At 39.9% G+C, this 14,318-nt stretch carries 9 protein-coding genes and 1 pseudogene; 6 read left to right on the top strand and 4 right to left on the bottom strand.

Features of this window, described 5'->3' with window-relative positions; all coding sequences use genetic code 11:
* Positions 1 to 262: 262 nt before the first annotated feature.
* Both ESZ26_RS15610 and ESZ26_RS15605 read left to right on the top strand, forming a co-directional pair.
* Positions 263 to 721: a (2Fe-2S)-binding protein gene (locus tag ESZ26_RS15610; protein ID WP_146800390.1), complete on the top strand. Its 459-nt coding sequence runs from the start codon at positions 263 to 265 to the stop codon at positions 719 to 721.
* Positions 718 to 2,919, top strand: coding sequence for a xanthine dehydrogenase family protein molybdopterin-binding subunit (locus ESZ26_RS15605; protein WP_146800389.1), 2,202 nt, complete (start codon positions 718 to 720; stop codon positions 2,917 to 2,919). Before ESZ26_RS15610 ends, ESZ26_RS15605 begins: the two co-directional genes overlap by 4 nt.
* Before the next feature lie 85 nt (positions 2,920 to 3,004).
* On the opposite strand, the gene ESZ26_RS15600 is transcribed toward ESZ26_RS15605, so the two are convergent.
* From ESZ26_RS15600 to ESZ26_RS15585, 4 genes are all read right to left on the bottom strand, one after another.
* Entirely contained in the window at positions 3,005 to 4,003 is a 999-nt protein-coding gene (locus ESZ26_RS15600; RefSeq protein ID WP_146800388.1) for a cytochrome d ubiquinol oxidase subunit II, read from the bottom strand.
* A gap of 3 nt (positions 4,004 to 4,006) precedes the next feature.
* Positions 4,007 to 5,374, bottom strand: coding sequence for a cytochrome ubiquinol oxidase subunit I (locus tag ESZ26_RS15595; protein ID WP_146800387.1), 1,368 nt, complete (start codon positions 5,372 to 5,374; stop codon positions 4,007 to 4,009).
* Positions 5,375 to 5,484: 110 nt separating this feature from the next.
* The gene (locus tag ESZ26_RS15590; protein WP_146800386.1) at positions 5,485 to 6,030 is read right to left on the bottom strand and encodes a GbsR/MarR family transcriptional regulator; all 546 of its coding nucleotides are present in this window, start codon (positions 6,028 to 6,030) and stop codon (positions 5,485 to 5,487) included.
* Between the two features lie 271 nt (positions 6,031 to 6,301).
* Positions 6,302 to 7,669, bottom strand: coding sequence for a leucyl aminopeptidase family protein (locus tag ESZ26_RS15585; RefSeq protein WP_146800385.1), 1,368 nt, complete (start codon positions 7,667 to 7,669; stop codon positions 6,302 to 6,304).
* Positions 7,670 to 7,922: 253 nt separating this feature from the next.
* On the opposite strand from ESZ26_RS15585, the gene ESZ26_RS15580 reads away from it, so the two are divergent.
* The 4 genes and pseudogenes from ESZ26_RS15580 to ESZ26_RS15565 all read left to right on the top strand — a co-directional run bounded on the left by ESZ26_RS15580 (position 7,923) and on the right by ESZ26_RS15565 (position 14,270).
* Positions 7,923 to 10,313 carry an alpha/beta hydrolase family protein gene (locus tag ESZ26_RS15580; RefSeq protein ID WP_146800408.1) on the top strand — a complete coding sequence of 797 codons (2,391 nt, stop codon included), beginning with the start codon at positions 7,923 to 7,925 and terminating at the stop codon, positions 10,311 to 10,313.
* A 350-nt stretch (positions 10,314 to 10,663) separates the two neighbouring features.
* On the top strand, positions 10,664 to 11,695 hold the full coding sequence (locus ESZ26_RS15575) for a hypothetical protein (protein WP_146800384.1): 1,032 nt from the start codon (positions 10,664 to 10,666) through the stop codon (positions 11,693 to 11,695).
* Positions 11,692 to 12,687: a hypothetical protein gene (locus ESZ26_RS15570; RefSeq protein ID WP_146800383.1), complete on the top strand. Its 996-nt coding sequence runs from the start codon at positions 11,692 to 11,694 to the stop codon at positions 12,685 to 12,687. Before ESZ26_RS15575 ends, ESZ26_RS15570 begins: the two co-directional genes overlap by 4 nt.
* Positions 12,688 to 12,946: 259 nt before the next feature.
* Positions 12,947 to 14,270, top strand: a pseudogene (locus ESZ26_RS15565) (NAD(P)/FAD-dependent oxidoreductase).
* The last annotated feature ends 48 nt before the right edge of the window (positions 14,271 to 14,318 follow it).

Raw genomic sequence — 14,318 nt, 5'->3', positions numbered from 1 at the left:
GCCAGAATCTAATGATATTAAACAACCAATAGTCGTTGTTCTCTAAGAAATTTAGTGGTTATAAGGTAATTATTGACTCAAAATAGAAAGCAACATAATATTTACTTTATTGAACAAACGTCAATCACTTTTATGAGGTTGCGCGTATCGTCGCTAGCCCATATACCATAGCCACACGTTTTTATTTCGCAGATTAATCTTGTCGATTAATTTTAGCGGAGTTGTTTTATCCCCCTTTATAATCTTTTAGCAAGGAAACCTTATGATTTCGATTAACCTTAATGGCCGCGAACAATTATTTGATGTCGAAGATGATATGCCTTTGCTTTGGTTGATCCGCGAAGAAGCAGGTCTTCGCGGCACTAAGTTTGGCTGTGGCATAGCGCAATGTGGTGCTTGCACGGTACACATTGACAATCAGGCGGTTCGCTCTTGTATGTATCCAGCAGTCGCAGCCCATGGTAAGCAAGTGAATACGGTTGAAACTCTCGGTTCAAAAGAGGCTCCGCACGCCTTACAGGCTGCTTGGATAAAACACCAAGTTCCTCAGTGTGGTTATTGTCAGTCAGGAATGATGATGGCAGCGGCGGCATTATTAAAGAGCACGCCTAATCCAAGTTCAGACGATATCGATACAGCAATGACCAATATCTGTCGTTGCGGAACTTACAGTCGAGTTAAAGCGGCCATTCTTGATGTAGCAAAGGAGATGTCTTTATGAGTCTTACTCGTCGGATGTTCGTTTTTGGTGGTGCAGCGATTGGCGGCGGATTAGCGCTAGGGGTTATTGGTTTAGGGACACATTTGGCCATGCATGATCGCCTTGGTGTGCAACGAGAGGGCAACAGCAAAGATACCTTGCTCAACTTGTGGCTTCGTATCAACAAAGATAATACCGTTACACTACTTTCTCCGCATACTGAACTTGGTCAAGGTGCCGGTACGGGTTTAACCCAAATAGTAGCTGATGAACTTGACTTGAATTGGCAGCAAATCAAACTAGAGCTTGCGCCTGCGACCAGCGAATTTTCAAATGGTGGTGTTTTTGAAGGCTTTGTTGGTGAAATGATTGGAAAGCCACCAGCCTGGGCAGAGCATATTGCTAGCAATGCTTTTAACCGTCTAGCCGATTTACTTAATATGCAAATGACTGGAGGCAGCGCCTCTATTCGTTTTACTGGCTGGCAAGTTATGCGTGAAGCCGCTGCAGCCGCACGTCAAATGCTGATTAACGCAGCCATCGATAAATACGGCGCAAGCATTAATACCACGACCGATGCTGGATTTGTTGTTGATGGCGACAGCCGCTGGAGTTATGGCGAACTGGTTGAGCATGCAGCAACTTTAGACGTACCTGATAACTACACACTTCGTGCAAAAGGTGAGCGTAAGTTTATTGGTAAGGCAATGCCTCGTCATGACTTACCTGACAAAATTTTTCTTGAAACACAATACAGTATCGATCGTCATGTGGAAGGGATGCGCTATGCAGCTATTGCGCACAGCGGTGTCTTTGGCGCTAATGTTGCTACTATTAATAACTTAGCTGAAATCACCTCGATGCGGGGTGTGTTAGGTGTTGAAAATATGGGGCTATCTGTTGCTGTTATCGCTAATAATCCTTGGCGAGCAGAGCAAGCGGTAAAAGCCTTAAAAATAACGGCAGTATCTCATCAAAATAGTGATTTAAGTTCAGCGAGTATTGAAACTTTTCAACGTGAAAGTTTACAAGGAAAGTTGAGTGATGCCCACAGTGTTGGCGATATAGCGTCTGTATTAGGCGGTAGCGGTGAAACGGTTGAAGCTGAATTTTGGGTACCTTATTTAGCACATGCTACTATGGAACCGATGAATGCGAGCGCTTGGTTAGAAGGCGATAAGCTTCATGTTGCTGCAGGTGTACAAAATCCACTTTATGCGCGTGTTCATGCGGCGAAAATCGCTAATATGGACGTTGAAGATGTTGTTTTTCATGCACACTCAATGGGAGGAGGTTTTGGTCGTCGTGTTGGTTTTAGCATGAGTGAAGACAACCCGCTAATGTGGATTGATGAAGTTGTCACTTTAGTGAAAAAATACCAGTTCCCTATTAAACTGACTTGGTCGCGCGAGGCCGATACTAGGCAAGATGTTTATCGACCGGCAGTACTGGCAAAATTTTCAGCACAGCTAGACGAACATGCTAAGCCACGTTACTGGCAATCGGCAAGCTATGGCAGTGAAGGTGGTGCGCCAGCCTCTATGCCTCCTTATAATGTTGATAATATCAAGGTGCAGTTTGCCAATCATCCTTCTCCTATACCTATTGGTTTTTGGCGTAGCGTCGAAAATAGCCAGCATGCATTTTTCAACGAGAGTTTTATCGATATCTTGGCTGAAAAAGCACAGGCTGATCCCATTAAATATCGATTAGCACTGCTTGATAAGAACGATGGTCATGCAAAATGCTTAAAGGAAGTGGCGCAGCTGTGTAATTGGCAATACGGTGTGAGCGCCGACGGTAAAGCGATGGGCGTTGCTGTACAAAAAAGTTTTGGCACTATGGTTGCTACCGTTGCTGAAGTTTCACTGCAAAATAACCAAGCTCGTGTTCACCGTGTTTGGATAGTGACTGACAGTGGTGTGGTGGTCAACCCAGATTCAGCAATAGCACAAGTGGAAGGTGGCGTGCTCTTTGGATTAACGGCGGCACTGTATGGCCGTTGTGATATCGAAAATGGTGGTGTTAAACAAAGCAATTTTCATGATTACCCTATCATTAAAATGGCTGAAGCGCCGATTGTTGAGGTAAAATTGCTTGAAAGTGCTAATGAACCCGGTGGTTTTGGTGAAGTTGGCGTACCCACTATTGCCCCAGCGGTAGCAAACGCATTGGCGATATTAGGTAAAAGACCAATGCGCTTGCCTATTAACGCCTAGTGTTATAACTGAAGTCTAGTTAGATTTGTTAAAAACCAGCCTTATCGCTGGTTTTTAACTGATAACAACTCTTAGCAATAAACGCTTAATAATATCTCAGCTCTCGTACCTTGCCCCAAAATACTCGATAAGAAAAGGCGGTATAACTAAATATTACTGGCACGACAATTAACGTTCCCCATAAGAGAAAGCTCAAAGATTCAGGCGCCGCGGCTGTCTCCCAAATAGTCAGCTTGTTAGGCACTATATATGGAAAAAAACTAAAGGCTAAACCAAAAAAACATAAAGTGAAGATGATCACTGCCGCAACAAAAGGTCGCCAACAGCCTTTGTCATTCATCTTAGGTAATTGCTTTAGTTGTATTAGGCTAAAAATAAATAATGCAAAGCAAATTATCGGTAACGTTAATACCAGTAAAGTGTTGGGCCAAGTAAACCATTTTTCATAAACACCTGGATTAATTAACGGGTTAACAAAAGAAACAGCTATAATACCAATAAAACAAATCAGTCCTGATTTTTTCGCCCAAGCTACTGCTTGTATTTGTAGCTCGCCTTCAGTTTTCATAATTAACCAACAGGCACCAATATAGCTATAAGCGGCCGCAACTCCAAAGGCACTAAGTACACTAAAAAAATAAGCGGCAACAGTGCTTTCAAAGCCCATAACATACATACCCAGCATGTAACCTTGGCTTAAAGAAGCGAGTAACGAGCCCGTTTTAAAGACTTTATTCCACGTAGGTTTATGACCAAAGGCTGCCTTAGCACGAAAATCAAAAGCAACCCCACGCAGTACCAAACTAATTAATAATACCGCGGTGGGTAAATAGAGCTCTTTAAATATATAACTGTGCGCCGCAGGAAAGGCAATCAGCAATAAACCAATCGCTAAGACTAGCCAAGTTTCGTTAGCATCCCAAAAAGGACCTATTGAAGCTATCATAGTATCTGCATTGTCTGTTTGATCGAGCGGTAGCATGATGCCTACACCTAAATCATAGCCATCTAAAATTGCATAAAGTAAGATTGAAAAACCCATTAATGAGACAAAAATTAGCGCTAAGGTATTTTCTTCAAACATAACTTATCCCTCGATTGTTTTGCTAGGTGTGTGAATAACAGGTTTTACTTGTTCATCGATACTGAATTCTTCAATTTCAATCGCTCGTCCTGCCATCGTAAATAGGGTGTGTAGGTAGGCAACCATAATGACAACATATAAAGTCAAATAGAGTGTAAGTGTGATTCCTACATTTGCTGGCGCTATATCTGTCGCGGCATCTTTTACCGTTAAAATGCCTGTAACTAACCAAGGTTGACGGCCAATTTCAGTGACATACCAGCCCGCTAATGTGGCGACCCAACCCGAGAAACTCATCGCAACCAGCACTTTTAATAGCCAAGGGGGCAATTGTTTTTTACGCCACAATTGAAAACGACTAAACCAAGCGACAATAAACATCAAGAGACCTAAAGCCACCATGATTCTAAAGGCAAAGAACACTGGTGCAACAGGGGGGTGGTTACCTTCAAATTCGTTTAACCCTTTAATTTCGCCATCAAAATCGTGTGTCAAAATAAAGCTGGCCATTTTTGGAACGGCTATTTCAAAATGATTGGTTTTTTGCGCTTCATCAGGAAGTGCAAATAATAACAGCGGTGCTCCTTTTTCGGTATGCCAAATACCTTCCATAGCGGCAATTTTTTGTGGTTGATGTTCTAAGGTATTTAAACCGTGCATATCACCTAACAATATTTGCACCGGTGCCAGCACCGCAGCGACTGTTAACGCTATTTTTAGCGTTAATTGTGGTGCTTTTTTGTTATCACCTTTTAGTAGGCGATAAGCACTGATCCCTGCAACTAAAAATGCTGCGGTTAGCCCAGATGCAACCAGCATATGAGATAACTTATAAGGGAATGACGGGTTGAAAATAATAGCAAACCAGTCAACGGGGAATGCGACACCATTGCGCATCTCATGACCTTGAGGCGTTTGCATCCAAGAGTTAAGTGCTAGGATCCAAAATGACGATAAACTGGTACCAAAAGCAACAATTAACGTTGATAACGTATGTACTCGAGCCGAAACTCGATTCATACCAAATAACATAATGCCTAAAAAGCCAGCCTCTAAAAAGAAAGCGGTGAGTACTTCATAACCTAATAACGGCCCGGCGATATTACCGACGGTTTCCATAAACTTTGGCCAGTTAGTGCCAAATTGAAACGACATAGTAATACCGGTAACCACACCTATTGCGAAGGTAAGGGCAAAAATTTTGACCCAAAAACGGTAGGCCCGCATCCAGATAGGATCATTGGTTTGGTCAAAACGTAATTTGAAATAAAACAAAAACCAGCTCAGTGCGATGGTTATTGTTGGAAACAGGATATGAAAGCTAATATTAGCGGCAAATTGGATGCGTGAAAGCATTAAGGTTTCTAACATGATTTACTCCATAAACCCTAAAAATACTATTGGTATCAATGGGTTTAACGTTTAAAATGACAATTTTTATAACATTAATGGGGGAGCTTTAAAAAAGTCAAAGTGACAATTTAGTTTTTGTTTAAAAGTTTATCTTTTATATCAATAACTTTACTGACACCGGCACCAAGTTTCATCAATGTATTAAGTTTTTCTGGGCTCATACTTTGTAGTTCTGACGCCCAATGGGTAATAGTTTCAAGTAGGTCATGCATCTCATGCATTTTTTGCTGTGCATATTGTTCTTGAGGATTAGCGGGTTCATCTAAAAGATTATCGCGTAATAGTGACAGAGTAGGGTCAACCTCACGTTTGCGACGCTCTTCAAAGACACGAATTGCCATTTCCCAGATAGACCCAGCAGGTGAGTAATATTCTTTGCGATCTTTGGGTTTATGTTGTACTTGAACTAAGCGCCAAGACTGTAATTCTTTAATGCCCATACTGACATTACCGCGAGAAATGTTAAGGGCTGCTGATATTTGTAGCGCAGTGAGTGAATCATTGTGGATAATTAATAAACCATACATTTGACCGACAGTGCGGTTAAAGCCCCAGCGACTGCCCATTTCACCACAGTGCATAACGAACGATTCAATTTTAGCTGTCATAATCATAATTAAGTCTTCTGAACTTTCAGTAATTTCTGAAAGTTTAAACCTTTATTGATTTAGATCAAGTGTTATTTTGAATATTGTGGCTTTTTTTGTTGATGGTTCAGTGGGGTACTCAGTTCATGAAAAAGCAAGGTATTGTTGATTGAGGTACCGGTAGAAAAATGGGAAAGTGTCAATAAAAACTAGCTTTGATAGCAACAGACATTTATGAATAATGGCGGCGCAAAAGCACCGCAGTTATTAATTTTTATGGTATGTTGGCTTTAATTGGTTATTTATACTTGGTTTGTAAGTAATCAAAGACGGCGCGAATACCAAAAGCTTCGCCGCCAAGAGGACGCCCTGGTAAGGCTCTAATATTAAATGCCATCACATCAAAGTGAAGCCAATCAGTGTCTTTTTTAACAAACTCTTGTAGATATAATGCTGCGGTAATCGCACCACCAAAGGGTATTGCGGCGCAATTGGTCATATCAGCAATAGAACTTTTCAGTAAATCGCCGTATGGGCTATAAAGCGGCATACGCCAGACCGGATCGCTAATTTTGCTACCCGCTTGGGTAATACCTGTGGCAACTTCATCGCTTGTTGAGAAAAAACCTGGTAATTCTGTACCTAAAGCAACACGCATTGCGCCAGTGAGGGTTGCAAAATCAATAATTAAATCAGGTTGTTCAGTGTCGGCTTCTGTTAGAGCATCACACAATACTAAGCGACCTTCTGCATCCGTGTTGTGAATTTCAACGGTAATACCGGCGCGTGTAGTAATAACATCACCCGGTCTTATGGCATTGCTCGATACCGCATTTTCTACCGCGGGAATTAATACGCGTAAATTAATAGGGAGGTTATGCGACATAATTAACTGAGCTAATCCAAGGACATGTGCCGATCCGCCCATATCTTTTTTCATATTACGCATACCAGCAGCAGGTTTTAAGTCGAGACCTCCACTGTCAAAACAAACGCCTTTACCGACTAAGGTTACTTTTGGGTGATGACTCTTACCCCAAGTTAAGTCAATTAAGCGAGGTGCATGCGCACTCGCGCGACCAACGGCATGTATGGTTGGATAATTTTGTTCGAGCAGTTCGTCACCAATAATTTGCTGAACTTTACCGTGATACCTATCAGCCAAGTTTTGCGCACAGTCACCAAGATCTATTGGCATCATATCAGCTGCTGGTGTATTGACTAAGTCACGCACTAAAGCGGTTGCCTCGGCATATTTAATGGCGCTGTCGACAATGGTTTTGTTATTAACGGCTAAGCAGGGCAGGGGATCATTTTTTTTGTTTTTTGTTACATAACGATCGAACTTATAGGCACCCATTAGCCATGAAAAACAGATAGCTTGTTGGTGTTCATCTGTCGCGTGTAACAAATACTGACCAGGAGGAAGTTGCTTAATTAATTCGCCACAGGCAAAGAAGTGTCGGGCATCTTCAACAACAAATACCGCCAGAGACAACTCTCCTTGAGTATTAGGTAATAACGCTAAACCTTCAGCTTTATAATTAGTATTGGCTAACCATGCTTGGTTTTGCTGAGTTTGCTCGCTTAACCAGTCGTTATAGTTATTTTTGTTGATAATAAAAAGTGATGTACCTTTATCGTCGGCACGTAGTAACTGATTCATGAATTTCCTTAGAACGAATTGATTGGTTTTTTATGTCTTGCTAGATTGTAACCTAAGCAAGATTAAGTTGAAGTGCTATTGGACGTTTCTGGCTTAATTATAAAATAATTATTGTGACCATAGGTTTTTTGTAAATAAAACGTTGATATAAAGACCACAAAATTGAAATTACCTATGGTATTGTAAATTAGAATTTCAACCGAAGAAAAGAAATATCTAATTGAAACCTATACTTTTTATATTAATTACGCTTATGTTAAGCCAAAGTGCTTTTGCTGATAGCGGCTTCAAAACACCCCCCAAGCAACTTGCAGATCTTGTTGATGCTCCAAGACAACCAAGTGTGATGATTTCGGCAGATAAACAATGGGTCGCGCTATTAGCTCGACCTGGCGCTAAGACTATTGAAGAGCTTGCTCAGGCTGAAGAAAAACTCGCAGGATTAAGGATTAATGCCCATATCTTTGCACCTAGTCGTTCCAGTGGTTATACCGGGATTAGTCTTAAAGGCGTTAATGGCGCTAAACAAATTGAGATTAAGGACTTGCCCGCTGGAAAAATAATGAGTGTTAATTTTTCTCCTAACTCTCAATACTTAGCCTTTATCTTAGAAAATAAACAAGGTTTAACATTATGGAAGTATAACCTCAAAACGAAAAAAACTAAGCGAGTGAGTAAGCAAACAATTAATGCTTCGCTAGGCGGTACTAAATATCGTTGGAAACCTGATTCAAGTGGTTTTTACACACGTTTAACAGTTGCTAACGCAAGCGATAAGCCTCTTGCGTCTAAAGCGACTATAGAGCCAGTTATTCAAACTACCTCAGGTAAAAAAGCCGCAGTAAGAACATATTCAAACCTATTGAAAACGCCATATGATGAAGCACTTTTTGAGTTTTTAACGCGTTCTCAATTAGTTGAAATGAACTTAACCGGTAAAATAAATAAGCTCGGTAAAGTCAGTATGGTGAAAGGTTTTAACATTTCACCTGATGGTCACTATTTGCTAGTTTCACAAGTTAAAAAGCCTTTTTCTTATTTGGTACCCGCCAGTCGTTTCCCTTTAGAAACACAAGTATGGACAGTAAAGGGTAAGTTAGTGACCCAAGTCGCTGATTTAGCTTCAGGAGAAAATATTCCTAAGGGATTTGATTCAGTTCGAGCCGGTCGACGAGATATCAGTTGGCGAAGTGATGTAGCTGCCACGCTAGTTTGGGCTGAAGCTCAAGATGGCGGCAATATGAAAACAGTGGTCGACTACCACGATTATATTTATACCTGGACCGCTCCTTTTAAAAATAGCCCACAAGTATTTCAAAAAGTAGCACGTCGCTTCGATGATATAACTTGGGGGAATAATAATTTCGCCATGATCAGTGATTGGCGTTTTAGTGATCGTCAAATCAGGCAATGGAAATTCAACCCAAGTAACGCCAATGCTAAAATGGAACTTTTTCAAGAGCGCTCTTATAATGATCGTTACAATGACCCCGGTCGTTTTGTTAAAGAACGAAATCAATTTGGTTTAGAGGTTATTAAGACCTTTGATAACGATAATAAAGTTTATTTAACTGGCAGAGGCGCTTCTGAGCAAGGTAATATTCCTTTTTTAAATCAATATGATTTTAGTACGAAAAAGAAAACAAAGGTCTGGCAATCAAAAGCGCCTTACTATGAACGTGTTGTTTTATTACTCAATGACCAAGCCAGTAAAGTAATGACCTTGCGAGAATCTATTAGCGAACAACCTAACTTTTTTGTCCGTGATTTAAGTAAAAATACGTTAACAAAGTTTACTGATTTTCCGCATCCAACACCTGCCTTTGTCGGTATTAGTAAAGAAAAGCTAAAATATAAACGTAAAGATGGCGTGGAATTAAGTGGCACACTTTACTTACCTGCCGGCTATGATAAAAGCCAAGGACCTTTACCCACTTTAATTTGGGCTTATCCAAGAGAATATAAAGACAAGGAAGTTGCTGGCCAAGTTTCTGATTCACCTTATGAGTTTGTCCGCGTGAGTTATTGGGGACCGATGCCGCACTTAGCTCAAGGCTTTGCTGTATTCTCAGGTGCTAAAATGCCGATCGTTGGTTTTGATGGTGAATTGCCTAATGATACTTTTAGGGAGCAATTAGTTGCAAGTGCACAAGCAGCTGTTGATGTTTTAGTTGAAAAAGGCGTTACAGATAAAGAGCGAATTGCTATTGCGGGTCATTCGTACGGTGCTTTTATGGTGGCTAATTTACTTGCTCATAGTGATTTGTTTAAAGCGGGTATTGCCAGAAGCGGTGCCTATAATCGCACTTTAACGCCCTTTGGCTTTCAAGGAGAAGAGCGTAGTTTTTGGGAGGGGCAACCCGCCTATGCATCGATGTCACCGTTCTTTCATGCAGAAAAAATTAATGAGCCTATGTTGATGATCCACGGGAAAGAAGATCCAAATTCGGGTACATTTCCAATGCAATCAGAACGAATGTTTGCTGCGCTAAAAGGACTGGGTGGTAATGCTCGTTTGGTGATGCTACCCCATGAGCAACACGGTTATCGAGCCAGAGAATCGTTGCTCCATATGCTGTGGGAACAATATCAATGGTTAGATATACATGTGAAAAATCCCACTAATAGCGCTATCCCTGAATAAAATTTATCAGGCGCGTTAAGGATCAAATCATCGTTTAAGTAAAAGTCATGTCAACTTTTTATCAGTGGGCATGGCGAATTACTCACCGCAAAATAGCGATATTGTACACTTCAACAAAGCGATAATCAGTCAGCGGCTAAGGCTATGATTATTATAAAAAATCTATATAACATGCACTAATGGTGCTGTATTGTTGTTTAATTTATAAGCTGCACCTATAGTTGGTTACTGAACTTAAATGGATTCAATTTGACTTAGCTAGGATAGCGCTTTTCCTTTTTACTTGGCTGAATCTTCACGTTCGCAAAGTCTATTTAATTTAACATTGACGTCGATATTTGGAGAAAAAAATGAGCGATAAGCCCGTCTTAATTTTAATGCATGGCATTGGAATGCACACCTCTGACTCTTTCAAAGAAGAGGTTGTTGAATCTATTAACAATGCCCTAGCCAGGTACCCAAGTTATAAAAAACTAAAAATTGAAAATGAATTGATCATTCATAGCATTAGTTATGATCATCTATTTGAAAAAATTCGTAAGGAAATTTCAACTAGCAGTAAAACGGTTGAGCACTTCATTAAAACTCAGCTGGCGGGTGTCGATACACCTGACTTAATGAATAAATTGATAGGTATTGATGCCAACTTGGGTGGCGATACCTTTGAAAATACCCATGCCTTAGATGTTATCCTGTATTTGTCTATATTTGGTGAAAGCGTTAGGGGCTTTGTTATCAAAGAGTTAGTCAATATATTTGCTCAATACGGCGCAGGTACGACTTATCATTTTTTAACGCATTCTCTTGGCACGTCAGTAATGCATGACTCATTAAATAAACTCTTTCCCGATGAAAAACCGCTTGGCCAACCGCAAATATCTACCTATTGGAGTTTCGCTAATGTTAGCGATTTAGTCACGTGGGCCTCGGGTTTAACTTCACCTTATCAATCTATTGTTAAACCCGGTGTTGGGGGAATAATGAATGAATTTTATAATATCTATCATGAGTGTGACCCTATTGCTTTTGATCTATTTAGACGCTTCGATCCTAAAAATAATGGTCGTTGGATAAGTAAAGCAGCGTTTGATAATGCATATCGAAAAATAGTCACCAAAGCATTTAGCCGCAAGAATACCCATTCAATCAAAGGCTATATTGAAGATCCAAAAGTATCTTATCCTTTACTTTATGCTTTTCTCGATGACTTCGACCCCAGCTCGACTGAGCAAACACAAGCTAATAAGGCATTTAAACATTATCAAGGAGAGCTAAATAAAATTAAACATTATCAACAAACAGGCAATTTTACCGCTGACATTAAGGGATTAGTGACAGCTATTACCGGGTTTATTCGATATTTCAAAGAGGATAAACAATGAAATATTTATTGATGGGTATTTTTCTTTCCTTGATATCTTTATGTTCTTTTTCGCAAGAGCTTGTTTGTCAAGAACGCACGCCTGCAAAAGGGACATTGTTTACTGATATGTATGAGGGGGTCGATGATATTTCTTTGAAAATATGTAATAAACTTTTTGATGGCTCCGAGGTCGATCAAGCGATGAAGGCTTGGTTTATTAACTGGAAGGAAAAACTCTCTTTTCATGTCAAACCCTTAGAAAAACTTGGTGTCGATAGTGACTTGATCATTAATAATGCTTATGAATCGTTAATCACATTGTCGTACCCTAAAAATATTAATGCCTCAAAAAACACCCAAACTGGAAAATATCATCTCAAGTACAATAATGATGAAATTGCAGTTTTAGATAATGTCGACTGTAAGGATTATGGTCCCAAAAATTGTAGGATCCTCTTTGATAATTTGTATAAAGCAATTGTTGCTCCTTTTGAATCTTCTTATCAATATGCCAATTCAAAAGCAGGTATAAACATAGCTTTAAAGAACACCGCATGGGCAAATTATTTTGAAAATTCGCGCTCGCAAACTTTTATAGATTTAGCCATTAATACTTGGTATTACCAAGATAAGCTAAAAGAAAACCGTTTACTTCCTCCGCCCAATAAACAGTACTTTGCTCTGCATCCCTCTATTATCATGCATTATAGTGTTGATGCTGACCATGGCGAACAGATGAAAGAAGCACTTGCTATCGAATGGGCGGGAATTAATTACTGGCAGTTAAAGATACCTTTGGGACTTTCAGTCGTTTCTACCTACGCCGATAGAGTTTCAGTTAAGTCGGTATCTCACGGGGTTATGTTTCACATAAACAATACTTATTCTTTTGGTTTAACCACTAATAGCGATCAGCAACATGGTATTTTTGTCACTTTAGATTTACTGAAGTTATTCGAAGATAAAAAGTCTAACTACAAAAATTATCTTAACAACATAAAAGATCTATAACTTTTAGCTGATGAGGCCGCTAATGAAGTGAACAAGTCATTTAGCCTCGACACTAACGACTTTATAGGCAATAAGAAATGACTAATATTTAAAATAAACCCGCAGGCACTCTTTATCCTTAATGCATTCATAAATGTAGCATGATAGTTTATTATATACCTCTAGCTTAAGCATAGATTAAGCTTGGGGTATATATAATACCGATGACGCTAGCTTTTAATGATGTTGGCTTATTGTAGTTTAAGGATCAGCGAATAAAATGTTAATCAGGCCTTGGTGGCGTAAACCAACCCTTGCTTCAGACCCCATTGTTATAATTGGTGGTGGTGCAGGAGGCTTAGAGCTTGCCACTAAACTGGGTAAGTATTTTCGCAAAACCAAACAAAAAATTATTTTAATCGACCAAAATAGAAAACATGTTTGGAAACCACTTTTACATGAAGTCGCCTCAGGTTCACTTGACGCAGATATAGATTGTGTTGACTATTTATCCCATGGTGCACGTAATGGTTTTTTGTTTCAGCTAGGTAATGTTGATGGACTCAATCGAGAGTCTAAACACGTACTTTTAAAACAATTAAATGACCAAGACGGCGATTTAATCTTTCCTGCCCACCAAGTGAAATACTCATTATTAGTATTTGCGTTGGGGTCTGTAACGAATGACTTTAATACGTTAGGGGCAAAAGAGTATTGTACATTTCTTGATACTTGTGAAAATGCGGAGCGATTTCATACTGAATTACTCAATGCTTTTTTACGACTTAAAGGGGATGAAACGCGCAGCAGTCTCAATATTGCTATTATTGGCGGTGGTGCTACAGGTGTAGAACTTGCTGCAGAAATAGTCAAAACCTCTGAATTACTGAAAAATTATGGATATGACCATTTGTCAAAAAAGAGTCTAGATATTCATATTGTAGAAGCAGGACCTCGCATCCTTGCTGCACTTCCTGAACGTATAGCGCAAAGTGCGCAACAAGAACTAGAGGCGCTTGGTATTACCGTAAATACTAACACCACGGTTACTGAAGTTACGGCTAACAGTGTAATAACAAAAGATGGTCGTAAAATCGCTAGCAGCATTACTGTTTGGGCCGCGGGTATAAAGGGACCTGATTTCATGCAAGCTATTGGTGGTTTGGAAAGTGCAAAGAACAATCAATTACTGGTTAATCCATTCCTGCAAACGCCCTTAGATACCGATATATTTGCCCTTGGCGACTGCGCCTCATGCACGACATTAAAAGGGATAAAAGTTCCCCCTAGGGCCCAAGCAGCACATCAAATGGCATCGACTGTCTTTACCAATATTATTGCTAAATTAGCATTAAAACCCTTGGTCGCCTATGAATATATCGATTATGGCTCCTTGGTGTCATTGTCATCTTATACGGCAGTAGGTAGCCTAATGGGAAACATTAATCAACGCAGCATGTTCATAAGGTAAGTTGGCAAGACTTGTTTATATTGGGTTATACCGCATGCACCAAGTGAGCCTTTTTGGTGTGTTAAAAACCTTACTCATTGTCCTTGTTGGCAGGGTTAATAGAGCGTTAAGGCCTAACCTGAAATTACACTAGCTGGTGGGTGATAATCATTGTTGATAAAGATTTTCAGTGTCTATAAAC

Source organism: Colwellia hornerae (assembly GCF_007954355.1).
Lineage (GTDB): Bacteria > Pseudomonadota > Gammaproteobacteria > Enterobacterales > Alteromonadaceae > Colwellia_A > Colwellia_A hornerae.
Note: the sequence above shows the minus strand (reverse complement) of the source record. Positions and strands in the feature narration are given on the sequence as shown.